The following is a 23,142-nucleotide window of genomic DNA, read 5'->3' as shown; positions in this document are numbered from 1 at the left end:
CGCTATGCTAGCTTGGCGCACGCCAGGAAGGCCGCCAACAGCTGGGAACGCACCCGAACACATGAGGACCGCACATGGCCCAGGCCACGCCCGCGCTGGAAATCCGCAACCTGCACAAACGCTACGGCGACCAGGAAATTCTCAAGGGCATTTCGCTGACCGCGCGTGACGGTGACGTGATCTCCATTCTGGGATCGTCCGGCTCCGGCAAGTCCACCCTGCTGCGCTGCATCAACCTGCTGGAAAACCCGCACCAAGGCGAAATCCTGGTGGCCGGTGAAGCACTCAAGCTCAAGGCCGCCAAAAACGGCGACCTGATCGCTGCCGACAACCGCCAGATCAACCGCCTGCGCAGCGAGATCGGCTTTGTCTTCCAGAATTTCAACCTGTGGCCGCACATGTCGATCCTCGACAACATCATCGAGGCGCCACGCCGCGTGCTCGGCCAGAGCAAGGCCGAGGCCATCGAAGCCGCCGAAGCGCTGCTGAACAAGGTCGGCATCTTTGACAAGCGCCACAGTTACCCTGCCCAGCTTTCCGGTGGCCAGCAGCAACGTGCTGCCATCGCCCGCACCCTGGCCATGAAGCCCAAGGTCATCCTGTTCGACGAGCCGACCTCGGCGCTCGATCCGGAAATGGTCCAGGAAGTGCTTAACGTTATCCGCGCACTGGCTGAAGAAGGCCGTACCATGCTGCTGGTGACGCACGAGATGAACTTTGCCCGCCAGGTGTCCAGTGAAGTGGTCTTCCTGCACCAGGGCCTGGTTGAAGAGCAAGGATCGCCGCAGCAGGTCTTCGAGAACCCAACCTCGGCGCGTTGCAAGCAATTCATGTCCAGCCACCGTTAACGGAGCACTACATGCAGACTTACAAGAAGTTTCTCCTGGCAGCCGCCGCCACACTGGTGATGTCGGCCAACGCCATGGCTGCAGAAAAACTGCGCATGGGTATCGAAGCGGCCTACCCGCCGTTCAACAACAAGGACGCCAGCGGCCAGGTCGTCGGCTTTGACAAGGACATCGGCGACGCCCTGTGTGCCAAGCTGAAGGCCGAGTGCTCGGTCGTCACCTCCGACTGGGACGGCATCATTCCGGCCCTGAACGCCAAGAAGTTCGACTTCCTGGTGTCGTCGCTGTCGATCACCGACGAGCGCAAGCAGGCTGTCGACTTCACCGACCCGTACTACTCCAACAAGCTGCAGTTCATCGCGCCGAAGAACGTCGACTTCAAGACCGACAAAGAGTCGCTGAAGGGCAAGACAATCGGCACCCAGCGCGCAACCCTGGCCGGCACCTACCTTGAGGACAACTTCCCGGGCGTCGACGTCAAGCTGTACGACACCCAGGAAAACGCCTACCTGGACCTGGTGTCCGGCCGCATCGACGGCATCCTGGCCGACAAGTACGTGCAGTACGAGTGGCTGAAGAGCAAAGATGGCTCGAACTTCGAGTTCAAGGGCGAGCCGGTGATGGACAGCGACAAGATCGGCATTGCCGTGCGCAAAGGTGACACCAAGCTGCGCGACGACCTGAACAAAGCCCTGGCAGAAATCAAGGCCGACGGAACGTACAAGAAGATCAACGACAAGTACTTCCCATTCAGCATCGAATGATTCGCCCCGACCGGTACGCCCCTGCGGCGTGCCGGTCCCTAGAACGACCCTGCCCATGAATATCGACCTGCACGGATTCGGTCCGGCCCTGGCGGCCGGCACCCTGATGACCGTTAAACTCGCCCTTTGCGCCTTGGTGCTGGGGCTGGTCCTGGGCCTGCTCGGCGCCCTGGCCAAGACTTCCTCGGCCAAGCCACTGCAATGGCTTGGCGGTTTTTACTCGACCCTGGTTCGTGGCGTGCCCGAACTGCTCTGGGTACTGCTGATCTACGTCGGCACCGTCGGGCTGATGAACAGCCTTGGCGAAGCCCTCAACCTACCTGGCCTGGAACTCAGCGCCTTCGCCGCCGGTGTGATTGCCCTTGGCCTGTGCTTCGGCGCCTATGCCACCGAGGTGTTCCGCGGTGCCATCCTGGCAATCCCCAAGGGCCACCGCGAGGCTGGCCTGGCGCTGGGCCTGTCGAAGGGCCGCATCCTGTCGCGGATCATCCTGCCGCAGATGTGGCGCATCGCCCTGCCCGGCCTTGGCAACCTGTTCATGATCCTGATGAAGGACACCGCGCTGGTGTCGGTGATCGGCCTTGAAGAAATCATGCGCCACGCGCAGATCGGCGTGACCGTGACCAAAGAGCCCTTCACCTTCTACATGGTCGCCGCCTGCATCTACCTGAGCCTGACCATCGTCGCCATGACCGGCATGCACTTCATGGAAAAACGCGCCGCTCGCGGCTTTGCGAGGGCCGAACAATGAATTGGGAAGTGATCATCAAGTGGCTGCCCCGCCTGGCCCAGGGTGCCACCCTGACCCTGGAGCTGGTGGCCATCGCAGTCGTCGCCGGGTTGATCCTGGCCATCCCGCTAGGCATCGCGCGGTCGTCGCGGCACTGGTACGTGCGCGCCCTGCCCTTTAGCTACATCTTCTTCTTCCGTGGCACTCCGCTGCTGGTGCAGCTGTTCCTGGTCTACTACGGCCTGGCGCAGTTCGATGCAGTGCGTTCGAGCAGCCTATGGCCGTACCTGCGCGACCCGTTCTGGTGCACGGTGCTGACCATGACCCTGCACACCGCCGCCTACATCGCCGAGATTTTGCGCGGCGCGCTGCAATCGATCCCCAAGGGTGAGATCGAAGCGGCCCGGGCGCTGGGCATGTCGCGCGGCAAGACGCTGTTCTACATCATGCTGCCGCGCGCCGCGCGCATCGGCCTGCCGGCCTACAGCAACGAAGTGATCCTGATGCTCAAGGCCAGTGCGCTGGCCAGTACCGTGACCTTGCTGGAACTGATCGGCATGGCGCGCACGATCATTGCCCGGACCTACCTGCCGGTTGAGATCTTCTTTGCTGCAGGCCTGTTCTACCTTCTGATCTCGTTCATTCTGGTACAGGGCTTCAAGCTGCTGGAGCGCTGGTTGCGCGTAGACGCCTGCCAGGGGCGCTAGTCATCACGACAAACCGGCCCCCACAAGCACACCACGGCCTTAAGCCCTGTGCTGTACTTGTGGGAGCCGGCTTGCCGGCGTTAGGGCCCACCCACTCACCCATAGCCTGAAGCCATGCCCTCTTTCCTCCACAGCCACCACCTGAACGACCGGTTCCAGGCCCTCGACCAGTTCCTGATCGAGCACCAACCGCTGTGGAAACCCAGGCCCTTCACCACCCTGCGCCTGGATTGGGAAGCCGAATACCCCGAACTCGCCGCCCACCTGCGCCACTGCAGCCTGAGCGACGCCGAAGCCGACCGAGCCCCGCAAACCCTGCCCGCGCCTTATCCACAACTTGCGGATGCAGCGCAGCAGCTCTGCACCCTCGGCGACCTCCCCGACACCGGCCTGCCCCCCGCCGCCCACCGCCTCGACGTTAACGTCCCCGGCCGCAAATGGCAGCAGATCGAAGCCTTCAGCCGCCGCCTGGGCTTCCTTGCGCAGACCCACCACTGGCTGGACTGGTGCTCGGGCAAAGGCTTCCTCGGCCGCCGCCTGCTGCAGCCAGGCCAGCAGCTGACCTGCCTGGAGTACGACGCCGAGCTGGTCGCCGCAGGCCAGGCCTTGAGCGACCATCACCACTTGCCGGCCACCCACGTCCATCAGGACGTGATGGCTGCCGACAGCCGCCGCCACCTGGACAGCGACAAGAGCGTGGTGGCCCTGCACGCCTGCGGTGACCTGCACGTGCACCTGCTGCGCGTGGCCAGCCAGCAAGGCTGTCGCCACCTGGCCGTGGCGCCGTGCTGCTACAACCGCATCCAGGGCGAGCAGTACCAGCCGTTATCCACAGCTGCGCAAAATTCGCCACTGCAGCTGTCCCTGCTGGACCTGGGGCTGCCACTGAGCGAAACCGTCACCGCCGGCGCACGCGTGCGCCATCAACGTGACAGCTCGATGGCCAGGCGCCTGGGCTTCGACCTGCTGCAGCGCCAGCAGCGCCAAACCGACGAATACCTGCCCACCCCGTCGCTGCCGGTTGCATGGCTGAGCAAACCCTTCGAGCAGTACTGCCGCGACCTGGCCGAACTGCGGCAGTTGGAACTGACCCTTTCCCCCGACTGGGAGGCACTCGAAGCTGCCGGCTGGCAGCGCCTTGCCGAAGTCCGCAACCTTGAACGGGTACGCAACCTGTTCCGCAGGCCGCTGGAGCTGTGGCTGGTACTCGACCGCGCGCTGTTCCTCGAGGAGCAAGGTTACGCAGTACGCCTGGGCACCTTCTGCGATTACCCGCTCACCCCGCGCAACCTGCTTCTGCTTGCTGAACGCGACAGTTAGCCACAGCACAACCTGTGGATAAGTCTGTGAACAAGCTTGTGATGAATGGTTGGTTCAAAGCGCTATTTCAACGGCTTCGCTTATTCCGACTCGCTCGTCAAGCCCAATAAAAACAGGCATTTGCGCAAAGACCGGCGGTGTATTGACTGGGCATGCCTTTCGCGCAAGCGGTTGATGCCTCTTGTGCATAAACAAAAATTCGATTAGGCAAGCCCCGCCATTTCTGAGGCAAGCTCCACCCGCGAAAAGCGCGCCGAATTCAATGCAGCCTGTTCTTGGCCAGCTCGATATCGTCCATCAACGCCTTGGCCAAGGCACTCAGGTAATCCGCAGCACCCAACAGCTTGTGGTCATCCTCCATGTCGCCTTCGCGTACGAGGTGTTTGATGTAGCCCAGCAGGATTGAAACCTGTTCATAAACAGCATCGACAGGAATGCCAGGCTGCACGCGCAGCAGGTGCAAGGCCGGGTTGCCGACGTCGAGAAAGGTTGCCACACCGGCAGTGGTGACGGGTTTGGCTTGATCGCTCATGACAACGCCTCCTGAATCTGCACTTCACTTAGCCGCCGCTTTGCATGCGCAACCAGTACGCACGCCGAGTCGGCCGCATGGGTGGCGTTAGCCAGCAAGTTCAGGCCGGGGCTTCCAGCGTGTTCACGGCAATGGTTATCGAGGGTTTGCGCTACGACACGCATGAGCTCCAAGGCGTGGGCAAGGGCGTCGGTTGGGGATATGTCGCTGTGGATGGAGAAGTAAGGCGTGGTGATGAGGGGGCGGGGTGGGTCGGGAACAATTTTCTTCATGGCAGCAGCTCCATTGGACTGGACCGCCACATGGACCTTTCTCACGGGTCAAGGTGGCAGTCGTACGCGGGGTGAGAAAACCGAGGGAGCTACAAAGCTCGGCCAGACCGAAGTCTGCCCGCGTACGAACCGCCATTACAGGCAGCCATGCAGCTCCAAAACGGGTTCTCACACCCGGTCACCAGGAAACTGGCGACCTAGGAACGGTATGCCTGGGCCACTTCCCCGCCAACAGTGAAGCTTCATCAGCGCGCGTAGGATAATTCGCAAGCACGCCGATCCTGAAGCATTTGGTTTCAGCTTCAGAAATCCCTTACAGCTGCGCCCCGAATCACGAGCACTACCGCAGCCCTCTGTGGGAGCGGGCTTGCCCGCGAAGAGGCCTGTACATTCAGCACAATGCCACACCGCAATCCCAAGCCAACGGTGTATCATCCCCACCCCAAATCATTAAAAAGCTACGTCGCGCGCTGCCCGCCAGCCCCGCGACCGTCTGGCGTTGCGCCAGAAGCGACAATGGACTAACGGACTTAGACATCGTGACCCAAGCCAAACCCCTTGCCTTGCTGACGTTCGCCCTGACCCTGACCGCCTGCGCCAGCAGCCCCGAGCCACAGCACACCAGCAACCTGGACTGGAACACCCCCGGCATGCAGCTGGGCGGCGACAACGGCCTGCCCCTGCGCACCGAAAGCCCCTGCCGCAAGCGCGGCTGCGACAACCACAAGCTGTTCTTCAACCCCGGCAAGACCGAGCCAAACGTCAATACCATCCACCGCGGCTGGTAGGAAAATTCTCCTTTCAAGCCGGTGACTTAGGTCATTTTCGCGTAAACGAAAGGAAGTGGTTTACAGGCGCCAAACGATCGTTATAATGACGCCCCATTGCCGGTATAGCTCAGATGGTAGAGCAACTGACTTGTAATCAGTAGGTCCCGGGTTCGATTCCTGGTGCCGGCACCATTCAAGGTTCCATAGAAAGCTTTCAAAATCTCTGGAACCCCCGAAAAACCCGCCTTCTGGCGGGTTTTTTCGTTTTGGCGTTCCGTCGGATTCCGAGGGTAGCCACCGCTAATAAGGGTAGTTTTAAGGATAGAGGTCCGTTTCGATATCGGAGACTACCCTTATGGCCCGCACCACTGCCCCGCTTACCGACACCGCCTGTCGCACGGCAAAGCCCAGAGAGCGCGAGTACAAGCTCTTCGACGGCGACGGTCTTTACCTGCTTGTGCAACCCAACGGCCGCAAAGGCTGGCGGCTCAGGTACGTGAAACCCGATGGCCGCGAAGGCCTGACCGCCCTCGGCAGCTATCCGGTGGTCGGGCTGGGCGACGCACGCCGCAAGCGCTTCGAGATCAAGCAGCAGCTCGCCAACGGCATAGATCCCATCCAGTACAAGCAACAAACCAAGACCCAAGCCGTGATCAACGGCCGCACCTTCGAAAGCGTTGCGCTCGACTGGCACGCCAGCATGGTGCCGAAGTGGGCGCCCGGCCACGCCAAGACTGTGCTCAGCCGGTTGAAGACTCACGTCTTCCCTTTGCTTGGTGCCAGGGCAATCGTTGAGTTGGACACCCACGACCTCATGCAGCCACTGGAAGCCGTGACGAAGCGCGGCACCATCGACGTGGCGCTCAGGATAAAGAACTACCTGCAAAGCATCATGCGTGAAGCCAAACGGCTACGACTGATTACGGCGAACCCGGCTCACGACCTCGATGGCTCGATCAAGACACCACGAGTAACTCATCGGCCCGCACTACCCCTATCGCGACTCCCAGAACTATTGGCTTGCATCGAGGACTACAGAGGTCGCCCGCTCACGCGCCTCACGGTGATGCTGTCGTTGCATGTATTCGTACGCTCCAGCGAACTGCGCTTCGCCCGTTGGAGCGAGTTCGACCTCAAGCGCGGAATCTGGGAAATCCCCGACACCCGCCCGGCGCTGGACGGCGTGCCGTTTTCCACAAGGGGTACGAAGATGGCCGGGGACATCCACGTTGTACCCTTATCGCCGCAGGCTGTGGCCTTGCTTGAGCAGATCCACGCGATCACAGGCAAGTTCGATCTGGTGTTCGCGGGGGATGCCAAGCCGTGGAAACCGATGTCCGAGAACACGGTGAACGCCGCGCTCAGGACGATGGGCTACGACACCAAGGTGGATATATGCGGCCACGGGTTCCGAGCCATGGCGTGCAGTGCGCTGGTTGAGTCCGGGTTGTGGTCAGAGACGGCCATCGAACGGCAGATGAGCCACAAAGAACGCAACAACGTGCGCGCCGCCTATACCCACAAGGCCGAGTTCCTCGAAGAGCGCCGGATGATCATGACCTGGTGGAGCCGGTTTCTGGAGGCAAACCGCGAGGACCATGTGACGCCGCATGAATTTGCCAAGCAGACGGGCGAGAACGTCACGCGGCTTCGCAGTGCCAAGAGGACCGAGTAGCCCGCCGCACCACCTCCCCAAACTCGCTGTGGAGTTACCCACAGCTCCGCATGAAGCTCCTCCGCGCGGGTCCATTGAAATGAGGCGGCAAAGCCGCCTCGTTTCAATGGACCTAACCTTATTAAAATCGACTGGCACAGTGATCGTCTGTGGAAAACCACTGATGTCCACCGGGGGATAGTTTTATCCACAGGTGCTAACCACCTGAAATCGCTTTGCTTGACTAATATTGTCCACAAGCGTAGACCGGTAGGTGCAAGCGCTGCCGATGCAGCCGAATGTGGCCAGAAACCTGAAAGGTCACGCCGCAACCGCGGTGGTTCAACCCCCAAGTACGATTCGCGTCCGGTAGCTCGTACGGTCACTACCCATGTGATGGATGCCAACTAAATATCGTTGCCTCTGCGGCAGCCACCCTACCTTCCTGCCCAGCAGCAACCTATCCGCTTGGCCATTTCGTATGCGCCAACCTGCGCCCGTCTCTTTCTCTGGAAAGAGACGGGCGCTCCTACCACTGCAGCAGCCCTCATCGCACAGGGCTTTGCGGCAATTCCCCTCGTGACAATTGGCGTGACAAACGCCGATGTCACCAGCAACAGCCATGCAGATGATGGTGCCGCAGCCCAAGGAATGGACTGCACCTGACTGACAGTCAGGCATGCCCCGGTCATCGCATTGCTGCTTGCACCTGGCTCAGGATCTTTAGGTACTGGTCTCGTCAGCCAATGCTGCCTCCACCCGCCCACCGGTAACGGTGCTCAGGAGGCCAGATCATGAGATGCCCTCGCTCCCGGACGTAAGGAGCCGCCAGTCCCGCGAAGAGGACATTCCCCACAGGTCGCAGGGGCCTTGATCCCTGATAACACTCAACATTCTTGGCGGGATGACGTGGGGCGGCTCAAGGTTCTGCACTGAGAGTGCACGTGATTATGGCGCAGGCCGGGAGACGGATTAGAAGAAATTCTTTTGATCGGGCCTGCAGCTGAGATACGCCGCCTACCTCATATGAGGTACGGACGCTTCACCTGACGCGGCTTAGGATGGGCCAGAAAGGTCAGATGAGTAACGTCAGGTGCATCATCCCTAGGCCCTAAACTGACTCAGTGTCCATACCGAGCAGGAGGCGCAGCGCATTGATTATTTTGTGCAAGAAGTACCATCTCTGCCTACATCGGGACATAATGGCATTTTGACCTCGGCTTTAGTATTAAGGGCCACCGACAGTGGGTCGATATATATGGAGATACTCTAGTGGGAAAAAAAATAGGATCTGGCATTATCATATCCATTGGGATATTTTCCGTCCTGAGCTTTTACATCATATATTACGTTTTTTTGTATTCTGGATACGCAGATTCACTGGATGTCTCAGAATTGAAAGGTGTTCGCAGCGGTACCTTTGGCGATGCCTTTGGAACACTCAACGCGTTTTTCTCGGCACTCGCATTTTCAGGTGTACTACTTTCGCTTCACTTTCAAAGAAAGGATATCAAGTCGAGCCACGCTCAGACTCATAGGCAGCAGGTTGAATCGCAATTTTACAACTTGCTCAGTTTGCAACAGCAAATTATCCAAGGATTTGATCTGCACTTAACAAGGGATAATCATGCCGTTGTGATTCAGGGAAGAGACTGCTTTCGGAGTTGGCGCAGGAAGCTTAAATTACGATTCGTTCGATTTCACAAAGATGGCACTATAACGAGCGAGGCCTCAAAGCGTGCATATAACTCTGTACTTGAGTCACATCGTGGCGACTTAGGGCTATATTTCAGAAGTTTATATTCGATTTTCAGGTTTATTGAAAACTCTGATGGAGTAGACAAAAAACACCTGGGAACTATTGTGCGTTCCATGCTATCGGATTACGAACTGGTTTTTATTTTCTATAACTGCTTGAGCAAGAAAGGAGGGAAGTTCATGAGGTTCGCTGAAGACTACGCGTTGTTTGACAACCTAAATGTAAAACTGTTACTGCATCATTCCGACTTAAAACTGATGAAGGCTAAAGTTTTCGGCGAAAATTTGGAAGCGCTTGAAATCCAAGAAAGCCTCAGCACTGAGTAGCACTTATCACCGATCAAGCTTTATCTTTAGGATTGACAAGAACGCCGAAATAAATCCACTAGAAGCTCGACGGCATCGAGATTGACGTTAATAGCACTATGCCGTCGCGACAGGTAATACTTCTTTAACCACAGTATCGCGATGAGATGCAGAGATGAAATTTGAAAACGGGAAAATAGTATTTGAACCTCATGATTTAAGAGAAATGCGAGAGCGGCTAATTGAACCTAAAAATGTAAAAAAATACAACATACAATGTCAAGGATGTAGAAGCGTAATAGTATTTACGCAAGCTTTCACATCTAATGTTACGCTACCAAATGGCATACTAATCCCCAAATTCGATGAAGACGGAATTGTAACTTTTGAGTGCACCAAATGTCAAAAACTGTCTAAACTAAAGGTAGTTAATCCCGACATTTGCTATACTTATGAAGGTGCTGATAAAATTGAGTATACTTTTCTTGAGGGTATGCCTGAGCCCTTAAACTTAGAAACTGGTGAGATTGCCACATGCGATGACTATCTTGCGCAAGACATCGGACTTCATGAACTTGACCATAACTATAGCCCGGCCGGGGAACCACTTTACGCATGTCATAAATGCGGTACTGGCTTAGATGAAAAAGCGTATGAAATACTTATCGGGCAAATCAACAATATATCAAATGGATTTGATCGATATCTAAACTGGTATCTGGCAAACGGCGGGGGGCCTAGGCCGGAATATCAGATTGTTAGGCTTCCCTGTAAATGTGAGTGCGGACTGGAGACCGTATCATACTTCAGCAAGCCCTATAGCGAATCGGTAAACATTAAAGAAACTGACTTCGCGCTAATCAATATAGTAGGCGCAAAAAATCTGCAAGAACACTTAACACCAGGGAGCTTCTCCAAAACTCAAATCATGCAGTGGTTGAGAAAACTACAGCACAGATGGGCAATTCTGTTTGACGATATATATTTAATAACTCCATTCATCGGTCATCAGTATCTTAAAAGCGAGCAGAGAGTAGAAAACTGGCTAAACGTGGTGCGTAAGATATCACCAGAAAAGACAAAAATTGTAACCCGCTCCTCTGAGATAAAGCTTTTTGAGAAAGCTTACAGCAGCATATCAGGAATTGACTATAACAAGCTGCAAGAGCTTGGGCTGAGCTCACAAGCGATTGACGGCGCAGTAAAGAAAAACAAGTTCCACATCAAACTATATTGCGCTATTTCGAAATCCGGCTTTGAGGCACTTAGTGGCTCAGCAAATATTGTTGAAGGCCCATCAATCGAATCAATGATATTTATGTCCGGAGCCGGCGCCCACGAGTTTAATGATAAATTCTTGAAACCACTCGGACTTGATTGCGATTTATCTCACAAACATGAATCAAAAAATCACAGACACTCGTTACTTTTGAGGGAAAGTGAATACTTCAACCCACTTCATGCACCAACATTATACGCTCACCATTATCGCTCTCTTATCTTGCAGGACTCCCAGCCAGTGGACAATTGGTAATTAATTCGATTTTAATCTCTGATTAAAATTTCGCAGACTGAACCATCAGACGGCGCAAACTGGAAAGGCGCCGTGTCGGGTAATCCGTCGTGTGCTTCTTGATGAAGGCATACCTCAGCCGCACTCCTTGGCAACGCTTACGACTGATGACACCACCAAGCCTCATTATGAGGCCTAGTGGTGTCTAGGAAACCAGGGGCGATTCACTTAGATATAGAAATATTCACAGAAAAATAACGTCAGACACCGAACCGGGTAGAAATAAACTTTTTCAACCGATCCTCCCTACACTTAATAAACTCCTTTATCGAGCCAAGGCTATCCCAATCGCAGCAAAAGTCATTCAATTCATTTTGTGAAATTAGCGGAGCCAAACTATAATGGGCAAGCTTCTCATGACCATCCTTTCGCCCCTTACTGGAGTTGGAAGCAGCATGATCTATGACCAAGTTCCCAAGGGCATTCAGATATTGCTCCTTGAATTCATCATCAAACTCAACAGACTTGACCCTTTTTGCAGTGATATGCTCAATACTGAGTTTCTCACGAGAGTCTTTTGATAAGTAATCCTTGCTCGATAGCAGAGGAAACCCTTTCTTATCACGAAGATTGTTCTCATAAGAAAACAAGATATAGCGCACTACGTTCTTCTCAAGCCAATCGTAGTAGTTTTCATAATCCAAAGCCTCACGGGCTCGACCATTAATATTCCACCAGTTTTCCTGAACAAACCTTTCGATCAGCTCAACTACGTCATCGCCATTTCGCATGCACGTATATTGGTAGCTCTCGCCATTGCTACGCAATCGAGCCAAAGACGAACGAAATGTAAAGGCATTAATGGCCGCAACTAACCGGTGGAAATCCGATGCCTTTTCACTGCACACCTTCATCAAGGCTGGATAGAAAGGCGCTACACGCCCAATCATATAGGTCTGTGCCAATTCTTGATCAGCTAAACGGAGATCTCGAATTTTCGCAAAGAGCTGGAAGCTTCTCTTCAGGCGCGCGGGATACTCTCGAATCTGCTCTCGCGCCTCATCACGCTTCCCTGGGTCACTCACCAAACGAAGAATTCTTTCCTTAATGTAGACCTTTGGCTTATCGGTGTAGTCGCTTGGGTAAGGCTCAAACGCTAGCATGTGATACCGTAGCACATCCCGGTCATTAATTTTGTGAGACTCAATCAAACGATAGATTTCAGAAAAGTCTTCCTGGATTTTTCCGATCACCTGCTCGGGATAGTCAAAGGCTACTCCAGCGTTGTACATTAGGAAGCTCTTGATCGACTCCAAATCGGTCAGGCGCCTTCCGCGATCATTCAACAGCTCGAATATCTGGGTAGCCATGCTGATCTTGTCCACTACATAAAGGAGCACATCAGCATTCACAGCAGTCGTATAAATCTTTTCAAGCTTGGTCAGATCATGACGAGCCAGCTGCTCCTCGAAATACTGCCGTGCGTCCAGCAGCAAACGCTGCGAATGAGTTACAAGCGTCACCTCTTCCTGGCTATACAGGTGATCACCAAGCACTAAATCGTGAAGAAAGGTATTTCCCTCGTTGCCTGATTCCAGCTTGAAGATATCTCCATCACGCACAAAAATGCGCCGTGTCCGCTCAGAGACGAGGGTGGATCCCTGCGCGATCAACCGCCCCAACAATACGTGCATGAAGATAACCAAAGTGGTCAGCCGCTGCTGGCCATCGACGATATCAATCAGAGCAAAGTCACTCTTGTTTCCGTTCAAGTGGAATAGAAAAGATCCTAAGAAATAAGGTCTTTCAGGGTGCTGACTGCAAAGGTCATTGAGGAAATCTTCAAGGTTACCCTCACGCTCCCAAGAGTAGGCCCGTTGATAGGTAGGGACGTTGAAAATACGAGTGCCATCGAAAATATCTTTGACTGTCGACTTACCTGTTTGCATAAACGATTCCTTTGCTAGATAGAGCGACTCCCCGCGTGAGCCGCTGATCAGTCAGTCTTCTTTGCAACCTGTGATGGCCTTCACCTAAGCCAACAAGTCACCGAACTTGCCGTAATTGACGAACATAGCGCCTCCTTATACAGGAGCCATGGTAGCCCCAAAGCTTCCAGGCATCGACCATTGCTAGAACATCGATGCTAATTAAGCGGTGCAACTAGCGATGGCGTGCAGTGCGCTGGTCGAGTCCGGCCTGTGGTCAGGGACGGCTATCGAGCGGCAGATGAGCCACAGGGAACGCAACAACGTGCGCGCCGCGAATACCCACATGGCCGATTTCCAATCGCTGAGCTGCAAACTGACCTAGCGCGGCCAACCCAGAGCACTCTCCATTTCCCCCGACCGCGGAAATGAACCGGCGTAAAAGATGCACGCTGGTTAAACCTGCGACCTCTAAGAAATTAAGAAGCATTCAACTTTTCAAATCTGACAATGGATTCTGACCACTGCATAAATTAACAAACTTATTATCCACCAAACCAACCTGACTTAACACTCACAAAACTCACCCGTGCCAATTCATAGAGCCGAAAACAGGATCTCACCAGTCAGAGTTTTGATGAGAACTGATCCACTATCATAGATTTCTACAGTGTGCCCAAACGCTCCCCACCTGTGTACACCCTTGTCATAATGCCAAGCGCCTTCAATGTCGAATGACGGTATCAACATTCGCCGCGTATAGTCCTTGTGATACCTTACATCCAGCATCGCCTCTTCAACCTCGTCGAGATGCTTTCGCAAGAAGGCATTGGCTGATTCTGCATCGCTAGGCGACCATACTGCTTCGTTTAAAGCCCTGACAAACTCGACAAGCCTTTCACTTTTAGGAGTTGTATTCAAGCAGACCTCTAAATTAAGATTTATTTCCGTAATTTTCGCATACAACAGCAATATATTGCCATTATATTTTTTACTCTGTTTTTTGTCGTCTCGTGCGCCTGTCGCTTATGGCACAGCTTTAAATCAGGAATACATATACATCAAATAACCTTTCTATGCATTTACTCTAAAACCTGATCACGACGCCTCAAATTTCCTCTTATCATAAATAAGCTGGGGCAATTAAGAGGTGTAAGGGCCATGAATCGAATGCAGTGCAAAACGATCCATACAGCTCTGAGCGTCCTGACGCACCCCAGTTCGATTCCAAAAAGAACCAAAAAATTTATAGCTACTCTATGGGGTACGCTCGAAAATCCACCAAATTCCAGCACCGCGAATCCCCTATCCTCACAGCAAGAAACCGTTCGTCTGGTGCCGGCACCATACGTAGTACTCAAAAGGCTCACCGTAAGGTGGGCCTTTTTTGTTTTCAAACGCTGCTGCCCACTCAGCTTTACAATCGCTCAGCCGCCTTGCGATATGCCTGCCCACGCTCACGCTTATCGACCGCTACTACAAACACCTCGACTTCCTTATCCACCACCTGATAAATCAGACGGTAGCCGCTGCTGCGCAGCTTGATCTTGTAGCAATCAGGCAGGCTTCTTCTTGAACTGAACACGTACAGTGTCGCCAAGCTTGTGCCATTCCTTGAGCGCCCGCGCATCGAATTCAAGGCTATAGGTAGCCAAGCTGACAGGCAGCGCAAGCGCGCACGATGTATTGCCGGCAAGCGCACGTGGATATCCAGAGCAGATGCAAGCTAGCTTGATTTCAATCAAGCCTGCCAAGGATGACAGGCATAGTCTGGCTGCAGACGGCGATTGCTGGAGGCATGCCATGGCCAAGAAATTCCCTCACCACCCCAGCCACCCGGAACGTATCTGCTGGGGTTGCGACCTGTACTGCCCAGCCAAGGCGCTGGCCTGCGGCAATGGTGCGGACCGCACCATGCACCCGGTGGAGTTGTTTGGGGAGGATTGGGATCGTTTCGAAAACGAGCTGGAAGAGCCCTTACATCAGGAACAACAGGCTGGGTGATTCAGCGAGCACTTGTGGGGGTGGCCCCCCACAAGGCTCATGATCGCCTTTAAGCGTTCAGGTCAGAACGCCGTACTCACGGTCAACGACATGTTCCGCGGGTCCCCATAAATCGCCCCCGCATAGAACCCGTACTGGGTGTAGTAGTGCTTGTCGAACAGGTTGTCGACATTGAGGCTGACCGAGGTGTCGTCGGTCACCTGGTACTTGGCCATGGCATTCCAGATCGCATAGCCGGACCAGTTCACGTCGCTCGAGCCCGCACTCACGCCGTTCACCGGCTGGCCTGCGGGGCTGGAGATCGCGCGGATGTTGGTCTGCGCCTTGACGCCAGCGCCCAGGGTCAGGCGGTCGAGCGGGCCGGACAGGCGGTAGGTGGTCGAGGCCTTGAACAGGTGCGACGGGTCGCTGCGCCCGTCACTGTCGACGCGGAGGAAGTGCAGGTAGGTATAGCCTGCGTACACGTTCCAGTTCGGGGTCAGGGCGCCGGCGATTTCCAGGTCGATGCCGTCGGTTTCCTGGCCGGTACCGGCCTTGTAGGCATCGCCACCGGTCGGGGTGGTCAGGCCGTTGTCGAGCACGGCCTTGTTTTCCTGCTGGGTGCGGAAGTACGCGGCCGATGCGTTCAGGCGGCCCTCCAGCCACTCACCTTTGATACCCGTCTCATAGCTTTTGCCGCGGATCGGCTCGACCTTGGTGCCGCTCTCGGTCTCGGCTGTCTGTGGGTTGAAGATGTCGGTGTAGCTGGCGTACAGCGAGTAGGTGTCGTTGAGGTCGTATACCGCGCCCAGGTACGGCGTGACGATGCCGCTGTTCTGCTGGTTGCTGCGCACGCCGCTGACGTTGCGGGTGGTGGCCGAGTAGTTGGTGGTGCGCATGCCGACGATCACCGACAGTGGGTCGGTGATGCTCAGGCGGGTGGCTGCGTACATGCCCTGCAGGCGCGTGGTGATCTTGCTGTGGCGGCCGGTGCGCGAGGCGAGCATGTCGTAGTCGCTGTCCACGCCGTTGTGCCAATCGGTGACCGGAAAGCCGTTGTTGGCGCGGAACTGGCAGCCCAGCGAGGGCGCGCTGACGCGGTCAGTACTGACCATGGTGCAGCTGTACTCCGGCGACCAGGCCACGGTGCGGCTGTCGTTGTAGCCGACCATTGCCTGGTGGGTGCGGCCGAACAGCTGGAACGGGCCGGACAGGTCGACCTGCGCGGACTGTTGGGTGGTGTCGCTGGAGCTGTGCAGGCCGTTGAGCACCGCGCCGCTGCCGTCCTGGTCCCAGTAGCCGCCGTAGCTGCCGCGCCCGGCCGAGTTGACCTTGGCCAGGCCGCGGTGGTTGAGCACTTCGGCGGTGCTCTGCGCGGCCTTCAGGTCAAGCGTCCAGTCGTTGTCGAAGCGGTGTTGCAGGGAGCCGAAAGCGGTGCGGGTGGTGTACTCGCCGAAGCTCCAGCTGGGTACCACGTTGGTGCTGCGCGGCAGGTTAGTGGTGCTGCCGTCGCGGTACCAGATGGGGATGTTGGCACCCCAGCCACCGCCAACCACCTTGTTGTATTCGTACTGGTAACCGGCGCCCAGGGTGGTGGCGTCGTCGAGGTCGAATTCAAAGTTGGCCAGGGCCGCGCGGGAGCGCTCGGACTGGTTGTCGCGGAACGAGTTGGCGTCTTGCTGGGTCATCACGAAGCGCGAGCGCAGGCGGCCATCTTCGGACAGCGGCAGGTTGAGGTCGGCACCCAGGCGGCGTTTGTCCCAGCTGCCGTAGGTGGCGTAGGCGCTGCCGCCAAAGCTCTTGGTCGGGGCCTTGCGGATCAGGTTGACGGTGGCCGACGGGTCGCCGGTGCCGCCGAGCAGGCCGTTGGCACCGCGGACGATGTCGATGCGCTGGTACAGGTCCATGTTCAACGCGTTGCCGCCGCCGCTGAAATCGGAGCCGCCCTGGAACTGCAAGCCATCGACCTTCCAGTTGCTGATCGAGTAACCGCGGGCACGGAAGTCGGTGCGCCCGCCGACTTCGGACTTATTGGTGCTCACGCCCGGGGTGGTGTCCAGTGCCTGTTCGATGGTGTGGATGTCGCGGTCGTCCATCTGCTGGCGGGTGATGCTGGTAACCGACTGCGGCGTCTGCCGGGGCGTCAGTTTCAGGCCGGTGGAACTGCGCGTGCTTTCAACCGTGTACCCTAGCTGGCCAGCCTCGTCGGCGGGCAGCAGCGCGCTGTCTTCGATCTGTGTGGCGTCCAGTTCCAACGGTTGGCTTTCGGCGGCCAAGGCATGGCCACTGGCGGCCAGCGCAATGAAGAAGGCAAGCGGATGAAGCGTGAGACTTTGAGGTTTCATTTGGGAAGACTTCGTATTTGCAGATGATTTTTTGTTACGATTCTAGGGATCCGCCCTCCGGGCTCCATGCTCGGCTTGTACGGGCATGTAATCGAACGTAACGAGCGCTGCAGGCCCTCCCCGAACAGGTGTTTTTAGCAATGAGCACGACCTTGCTGGTTGTCGATGATGACGACGAGATCCGCGAACTTCTCTGCGATTACCTGACCGATGCCGGCTACACGGTTTTGGCAGCAGCGGACGGTGAACAGATGCGCGCGCAACTGGCCGGGCACAAGGTCGAGCTGGTGGTGCTGGACCTGATGCTGCCGGGTGAGGATGGCCTCAGCCTGTGCCGCCAACTGCAGGCAACCCCGGGGCTGGCGGTGATCATGCTGTCGGCCAAGGGCAGCACGCTGGACCGCATCATCGGCCTGGAAGTCGGTGCCGATGACTACCTGGCAAAGCCGTTCGAGCCTCGTGAACTGATTGCCCGCATCAAGGCTGTGCTGCGCCGCCCGCAACGCCTCGGTGCTGCCGGCGAAGAAGCGCCCGCCGAGACACTCGGCTTTGCCGGCTTCAGCCTCGAACCCGTGAAACGCCTGCTCACCCGCCCCGATGGCGAAGTGCTGACCCTGCCGCGCTCCGATCACCGGGTGCTGCGCGAGCTGCTGGAGGCCAACAACCGGGTGGTCTCGCGCGATCAGTTGACGCGCAGTGCGTTCGGCCGCGACCACCACCCCGACGACCGTTCGGTGGACATGTGCATCAGCCGCCTGCGCCAGCAGCTGCGCCACGCGCCCGGTGGCGCGGTACAGATCCTCACCATCCGCAACGAAGGCTACCTGCTGAGCATTGCCCGCGCCGAAGCGGCCAGCTGAGATGCGCTGGCTCCGCCGGCTGTGGCCGCGCACCTTGTTTGGCCAGTTGCTGCTGATCATGGTCAGCGGCACGCTGCTGATCCAGTTGATGTCCAGCAGCATCTGGTTCGACGTGCGTTTTGCCCAGGTGCTCGAAGCCCCCGTCAGGCTGATGGCGGCGCGCAGTGCGCCGCTGATCGCCCAGGCCGACTGCCACGCCGCGCCGTTGCAGGTGCCGGCCAACTACCAATTGCGCTGCGCGGACGCCGTGCCTGCGGCGCAGGAAGACCAGCGCCGCGGAAGGCGCCGCGTCGAACTGTTGCTGCAACAGGCGCTCACGTACGAGCTGGGGCATGCCCAGGCGGTGCGCCTGCTCAAGGTGCAACTGACCGATGAGCTGGGCCAGCCGCTCGTCTGGCGCAGCCTATTCGGGCTGCGCACGGCCCAGGCGCATATCCAGTTCGCCGTGCCCTTGGCAGACGGCCACTGGCTGACCATCGACGGCCAGGAGTTGCAGGGCTGGAGCGGTGAGTCGGCCTGGGTGCTGATCAGCGATTACCTGCTGCGGGTCTATGCGCTGCGCATCGTTGCGGTGCTGCTGGTGTGCCTGATCGCGGTACGCCTTTGCCTTCGCCCATTAAGGCGCCTGGCTGACGCCGCGCGCGGCCTGGGCGGCAACCTGGAACAGCCGCCGCTGGCCCTGGATGGCCCCGAAGAAGTGCGCCAGGCCGCCCAGGCCTTCAACGCCATGCAGCAGCGGCTGATCGCCATGGTCAACGACAAGGCCTACTTCCTCGCCGCGGTTTCCCACGACCTGCGCACCCCGCTGACACGCATGCGCCTGCGCCTGGAGCGCCTGCCCGACGACGACCACCGTGAGCGCCTGCGCCAGAACATCACGCAGATGGACGACATGATCGGCCAGGTGCTGGATTACCTGCGCGCAGGCGAGCAACAGAACCTGCAGCAGGTCGATATCGACCGCCTGGTGGCACGCCTGTGCGCCGACCTGGCCAGCAGCGATGAACCCTTGCCGGTGCAAGGCAAGGTTGGCAGCCTGCGCGTCGATGCCTTGCTGTTGCAGCGCTGCCTGCAGAACTTGCTGGTCAATGCACTGCGCTATGGCAAAGACGTTTGCGTCACGCTGGAGCGCGCTACTACGGGCGTATTGATCCATATTGATGACCGTGGGCCTGGCATTGCACCCGAGCTGCTGGCCACCGTCACCGATCCCTTTGTGCGCGGGGAAGGGTCGCGCAACCAGGCATCCGGAGGGTACGGACTGGGCTTGAGCATTGCCCAGCGAATTGCTGCCAGCCATGGGGGTGAGCTGATGCTGATGAACCGGGAGGGTGGCGGGTTACGCGTCAGCATTTTGTTGCCTGATTAGGGCTGCTTTGCAGCCCATCGCCACAAGACAACCCATCATCAGGTAACAGTGTTTTACCGATTCCCCAGGTTTTCCGCGCGGCCCGTTTGCCTATGCTTGCCCCGGTCATCCTGCCTGCGATGGACCCATGAAACGCTCTCTACCCAGCCGCTATGCCTGCTTGGCGATCTGCCTGTTGTTCACCTTCGCCAGCCTGCCCTTGCTTGCCACGCACACCTGGCTCTGGCCGCTGACCGTGGCCACCGCCCTGCTCAGCCTGGTCGGCCTCAATGACCTGCGCCAGAGCCACCACGCGGTACGCCGCAACTACCCGATCCTGGGCAACATCCGCTATTTGATCGAGACCATCCGCCCGGAGATCCGCCAGTACCTGATCGAAGGCGACGACGACAAGCTGCCCTTCTCCCGCTCGCAACGCTCGCTGGTGTATGCCCGGGCCAAGAACGAAAGCGCCGAAAAGGCCTTCGGCACGCTCAACGACGCCTACAAGCCCGGCTTCGAATTCATCAGCCATTCGATGCTGCCGGTGGCCACCCCCGACCCGGCCTCGTTCCGCATCGCCATCGGCGGGCCGCAGTGCCGCCTGCCCTACTCCGCTTCGACCTTCAACATCTCGGCCATGAGCTTCGGCGCACTCAGCGCCAATGCCATTGCCGCGCTCAACCAGGGCGCGCGTTTGGGCCGCTTCGCCCATGACACCGGTGAAGGCAGCATCAGCCCCTACCACCGCGAGCATGGTGGCGACCTGATCTGGGAAATCGGCAGCGGCTATTTTGGTTGCCGCACCGAGCAAGGCCGCTTCGACCCGCAGCGCTTCGCCGCCCAGGCCCGCGACCCGCAGGTGAAAATGATCGAGATCAAGCTCAGCCAAGGCGCCAAACCGGGCCACGGCGGCATCCTGCCGGGGCACAAGGTCAGCGCGGAAATCGCCGCCACCCGCGGCGTGCGTGCCGGCGAGGACTGCATCTCGCCGGCCGCGCACAGTGCCTTCCGCACGCCCCTGGAGCTGCTGCAATTCGTCGCTCAGCTGCGTGAGCTGTCGGGCGGCAAGCCGGTGGGTTTCAAATTTTGCCTGGGCCACCCGTGGGAGTTCATGGGCATTGCCAAGGCCATGTTGGCCACCGGCATCACCCCGGACTTCATCGTCGTCGATGGCAAGGAGGGTGGCACGGGCGCGGCGCCGCGCGAGTTCAGCGACAACATGGGCGTGCCCATGCGCGAAGGCCTGATGTTCGTGCACAACACCCTGGTCGGCCTGAACTTGCGTTCGAGCATCCGCATCGGCGCGGCGGGCAAGATCGTCAGCGCTTTCGATATCGCCAGCGTGCTGGCCATCGGCGCCGACTGGGTCAACTCGGCGCGTGGCTTCATGTTCGCCATTGGTTGCATCCAGTCGCAGAGTTGCCACACCAACAAGTGCCCAACCGGCGTGGCCACCCAGGACCCATTGCGCCAGCGTGCGCTGGTGGTACCGGACAAGGCCGAGCGGGTTGCCAGCTTCCACCGCAACACCCTGCATGCCCTGGCCGAGATGCTCGCGGCCGCCGGCCTTGAGCACCCCTCGGAGCTCAAACCCAAGCATCTGGCGCGGCGCATCAGCACCAGCGAAATCAGCCTGTTTTCGGACCTGCACCCGTTTCTCAAGCCCGGCGAATTGCTCAGTGGCTCGATCGAAAGCGAGTTTTATGCGCGGATGTGGCGGATGGCGCGCAGCGACAGCTTTGCACCGGAGACGAGGGAAACAGCGGTGGCGCCGATGACACCGGTGCGCCGAAAAGAAACAACCCCGGCATAGGCCGGGGCTGTTGGGTACACGGCGTCAGTATCAGAAGATGCTGATCGGGTACTCGACGAATACGCGGACTTCGTTGCCGTCGTCGTTGTAGGTGTTTTGCTGTACAGCGTTGTTGGTGCGAAGGAACGAGCTGCGCAGCTTGATCGACAGGTCCTTGGCCGGGCCTTCCTGAACCACGTAGCGGATCTGGTTGAAGATCTCGCGCTCTTTACCTTCGCCGAAGCCTTGCGGGTTGGCGTTGGTGCGGGTGTTGATGTTGTCACCCACCACGTAGGCCAGCTTGTAGGTCAGGCCCGGGATGCCGTAGGCACCGAAGTCCAGGCCGTAGCCCAGCTGCCAGGAACGCTCGTCTTCGGCGTTGAAGTCGGACCAGTACGAGTTGGCCAGGTAGATGGTCGAACCACCGTCACCCACGCCGCCCACGTTCTGGTAGCCGCTGTAGTTGTAACCAGTGCTGCCGGTGCTGCGCTGGTGGGCGATGGTGAACGAGTGCGCGCCGTAGGCGTAGGTCGCGGCCAGGCTCCAGATGGTGTTGGAGTCGCCGTTCAGGTCGGCGGCCTGCACATATTTCTTGTCGATATCCGACTTGTAGCCGTTGAAGTCCAGGGTCAGCGACTGGTCATTGGCGATCGGGAAGACGTAGTTCAAGCCCAGGTAGTGCTTCTTCATCACGTCTTCGTTGTCTGCGGTGTACAGCGAAGCGGTGAAGTTGTCGGTGAACTTGTAGCTACCGCCGAAGACGTTGATCGACTTCAGGCCGCCACCGTCACGACGCTCGGCGCTCTTGCGCGCTTCCTGGGTGAAGCGGCCGGCGTTCAGTTCCAGGCCTTCGATCTCCTTGGAGGTGATCATGGTACCGGTGAAGCTTTCTGGCAGCAGTCGACCGTCGTCGTAATTCAGCACCGGCAGTGTCGGCATCTGGTCACCGTACTTGAGCACGGTGTTGGAGATGCGGAACTTCACGGCTGCGCCGGCGCGGGCCAGGTCATGCGGGCCGCTGGCATTGCCGTCGGCGTTCTTGGTGTTGCCTGGCTTGAAGAAGTCGACACCGGCGCCACCGTTGTGGCCCTTGCCGCCGTCCAGACGCACGGCGTACAGGCCGAATGCGTCGACGCCGACACCGACGGTGCCCTGGGTGAAGCCAGAGGAGAAGTTGGCGATGGCCGCCTGGCCCCATTCGATCTGGTCATCGGTACCGTGTTTCTTGTCACGGTTGATGTAAGCGTTACGCAGGAGAACGTTTGCGTGGCTGTCTTCGATAAAGCCCTTGCTGTCGGCCTGCTCGTTGGCCTGGGCCTGGGTCGCGGCGATCATCGCCAGGGCGACCAGGCTGATCCTGGTTTTCAACATGTTGTTTTCCTTATTTCTTAATCAAAAACGCTGCGCAATATGACGCCAGGAACCAACACCCCTTCGTAGGTTCGACGCTATGCGGATCCAAACTGCAAGGCCGCCGAAGTTACGTGGCGGGCCTTGTACAGCTGCATGGCCAGATCATGGCCATCAGGCGCTGGCCGAATCCTAGCCGTGTGCGATTACAAATGTCAAAAAGTCGTGAAAAGCAGGTCGATATAACCAAATTAACCGGGATGAACAGTGCATTTCCGTGCACGTTCCCACCAGCAGTGGGCAATTTGTCTTCTGTCAGATGAGTCGTTATGACGCACCCCACCACCCTCGGGCACCAA

At 57.7% G+C, this 23,142-nt stretch carries 19 protein-coding genes and 1 tRNA gene; 14 read left to right on the top strand and 6 right to left on the bottom strand.

From position 1 onward, the window contains the following. The first annotated feature begins 74 nt into the window (after positions 1-74). The 5 genes from ACIPIJ_RS16875 (at position 75) to ACIPIJ_RS16855 (ending at position 4,369) form a co-directional block, all read left to right on the top strand. Complete coding sequence (locus tag ACIPIJ_RS16875) at positions 75-848, top strand: ABC transporter ATP-binding protein (protein ID WP_400803778.1); 774 nt, start codon at positions 75-77, stop codon at positions 846-848. An 11-nt stretch (positions 849-859) separates the two neighbouring features. Further along, positions 860-1,612: an ABC transporter substrate-binding protein gene (locus tag ACIPIJ_RS16870; RefSeq protein ID WP_401078562.1), complete on the top strand. Its 753-nt coding sequence runs from the start codon at positions 860-862 to the stop codon at positions 1,610-1,612. 55 nt (positions 1,613-1,667) lie between these two features. Beyond that, the gene (locus tag ACIPIJ_RS16865) at positions 1,668-2,363 is read left to right on the top strand and encodes an ABC transporter permease (RefSeq protein WP_401078559.1); all 696 of its coding nucleotides are present in this window, start codon (positions 1,668-1,670) and stop codon (positions 2,361-2,363) included. Beyond that, positions 2,360-3,049: an ABC transporter permease gene (locus ACIPIJ_RS16860; RefSeq protein WP_401078556.1), complete on the top strand. Its 690-nt coding sequence runs from the start codon at positions 2,360-2,362 to the stop codon at positions 3,047-3,049. The genes ACIPIJ_RS16865 and ACIPIJ_RS16860 overlap by 4 nt, the downstream gene beginning before the upstream one ends. Positions 3,050-3,163: 114 nt before the next feature. Next, positions 3,164-4,369: a methyltransferase gene (locus ACIPIJ_RS16855; RefSeq protein WP_401078554.1), complete on the top strand. Its 1,206-nt coding sequence runs from the start codon at positions 3,164-3,166 to the stop codon at positions 4,367-4,369. Positions 4,370-4,628: 259 nt separating this feature from the next. On the opposite strand, the gene ACIPIJ_RS16850 is transcribed toward ACIPIJ_RS16855, so the two are convergent. Continuing rightward, positions 4,629-4,901 (bottom strand): DUF3077 domain-containing protein, encoded by a 273-nt coding sequence (locus ACIPIJ_RS16850; RefSeq protein WP_401078552.1) that lies wholly within the window; start codon positions 4,899-4,901, stop codon positions 4,629-4,631. Then, the gene (locus ACIPIJ_RS16845; RefSeq protein ID WP_401078550.1) at positions 4,898-5,173 is read right to left on the bottom strand and encodes a hypothetical protein; all 276 of its coding nucleotides are present in this window, start codon (positions 5,171-5,173) and stop codon (positions 4,898-4,900) included. The genes ACIPIJ_RS16850 and ACIPIJ_RS16845 overlap by 4 nt, the downstream gene beginning before the upstream one ends. Before the next feature lie 539 nt (positions 5,174-5,712). On the opposite strand from ACIPIJ_RS16845, the gene ACIPIJ_RS16840 reads away from it, so the two are divergent. The 5 genes from ACIPIJ_RS16840 (at position 5,713) to ACIPIJ_RS16820 (ending at position 11,195) form a co-directional block, all read left to right on the top strand. Continuing rightward, entirely contained in the window at positions 5,713-5,961 is a 249-nt protein-coding gene (locus tag ACIPIJ_RS16840; RefSeq protein WP_401078547.1) for a hypothetical protein, read from the top strand. A gap of 98 nt (positions 5,962-6,059) precedes the next feature. Next, positions 6,060-6,135 (top strand) — tRNA-Thr (locus ACIPIJ_RS16835). Between the two features lie 163 nt (positions 6,136-6,298). Further along, positions 6,299-7,618 carry a tyrosine-type recombinase/integrase gene (locus ACIPIJ_RS16830; RefSeq protein ID WP_401078544.1) on the top strand — a complete coding sequence of 440 codons (1,320 nt, stop codon included), beginning with the start codon at positions 6,299-6,301 and terminating at the stop codon, positions 7,616-7,618. Positions 7,619-8,992: 1,374 nt separating this feature from the next. Then, a complete protein-coding gene (locus tag ACIPIJ_RS16825) occupies positions 8,993-9,682 on the top strand; it encodes a putative phage abortive infection protein (RefSeq protein WP_401078541.1) in 690 nt (229 codons plus the stop codon). Between the two features lie 154 nt (positions 9,683-9,836). Beyond that, the gene (locus ACIPIJ_RS16820; RefSeq protein ID WP_401078538.1) at positions 9,837-11,195 is read left to right on the top strand and encodes a hypothetical protein; all 1,359 of its coding nucleotides are present in this window, start codon (positions 9,837-9,839) and stop codon (positions 11,193-11,195) included. 239 nt (positions 11,196-11,434) lie between these two features. Here the strand turns inward: ACIPIJ_RS16820 and ACIPIJ_RS16815 are convergent, their stop codons facing one another. Together ACIPIJ_RS16815 and ACIPIJ_RS16810 are read right to left on the bottom strand one after the other, a co-directional pair. After that, positions 11,435-13,123: a DUF262 domain-containing protein gene (locus ACIPIJ_RS16815; RefSeq protein WP_401078535.1), complete on the bottom strand. Its 1,689-nt coding sequence runs from the start codon at positions 13,121-13,123 to the stop codon at positions 11,435-11,437. Positions 13,124-14,519: 1,396 nt separating this feature from the next. Continuing rightward, on the bottom strand, positions 14,520-14,702 hold the full coding sequence (locus tag ACIPIJ_RS16810; protein WP_401078532.1) for a type II toxin-antitoxin system RelE/ParE family toxin: 183 nt from the start codon (positions 14,700-14,702) through the stop codon (positions 14,520-14,522). Between the two features lie 203 nt (positions 14,703-14,905). Here ACIPIJ_RS16810 and ACIPIJ_RS16805 point away from each other — a divergent pair, with 203 nt between their 5' ends. Next, positions 14,906-15,106 (top strand): DUF3079 domain-containing protein, encoded by a 201-nt coding sequence (locus ACIPIJ_RS16805; protein WP_401078530.1) that lies wholly within the window; start codon positions 14,906-14,908, stop codon positions 15,104-15,106. 62 nt (positions 15,107-15,168) lie between these two features. Here the strand turns inward: ACIPIJ_RS16805 and ACIPIJ_RS16800 are convergent, their stop codons facing one another. Next, positions 15,169-17,430: a TonB-dependent siderophore receptor gene (locus ACIPIJ_RS16800; protein WP_401078527.1), complete on the bottom strand. Its 2,262-nt coding sequence runs from the start codon at positions 17,428-17,430 to the stop codon at positions 15,169-15,171. Positions 17,431-17,570: 140 nt separating this feature from the next. On the opposite strand from ACIPIJ_RS16800, the gene ACIPIJ_RS16795 reads away from it, so the two are divergent. From ACIPIJ_RS16795 to ACIPIJ_RS16785, 3 genes are all read left to right on the top strand, one after another. Next, entirely contained in the window at positions 17,571-18,290 is a 720-nt protein-coding gene (locus ACIPIJ_RS16795) for a response regulator (RefSeq protein WP_401078524.1), read from the top strand. A 1-nt stretch (position 18,291) separates the two neighbouring features. Beyond that, positions 18,292-19,659 carry an ATP-binding protein gene (locus tag ACIPIJ_RS16790; RefSeq protein WP_401078522.1) on the top strand — a complete coding sequence of 456 codons (1,368 nt, stop codon included), beginning with the start codon at positions 18,292-18,294 and terminating at the stop codon, positions 19,657-19,659. 127 nt (positions 19,660-19,786) lie between these two features. Next, a complete protein-coding gene (locus tag ACIPIJ_RS16785) occupies positions 19,787-21,454 on the top strand; it encodes an FMN-binding glutamate synthase family protein (RefSeq protein ID WP_401078519.1) in 1,668 nt (555 codons plus the stop codon). 30 nt (positions 21,455-21,484) lie between these two features. Here ACIPIJ_RS16785 and ACIPIJ_RS16780 read toward each other — a convergent pair whose 3' ends face one another. After that, a complete protein-coding gene (locus ACIPIJ_RS16780) occupies positions 21,485-22,804 on the bottom strand; it encodes an OprD family porin (RefSeq protein ID WP_401078516.1) in 1,320 nt (439 codons plus the stop codon). Between the last annotated feature and the right edge of the window lie 338 nt (positions 22,805-23,142).

The sequence above is a fragment of the Pseudomonas sp. NPDC087185 genome (assembly GCF_044744955.1).
Taxonomy (GTDB): domain Bacteria; phylum Pseudomonadota; class Gammaproteobacteria; order Pseudomonadales; family Pseudomonadaceae; genus Aquipseudomonas.
Note: the sequence above shows the minus strand (reverse complement) of the source record. Positions and strands in the feature narration are given on the sequence as shown.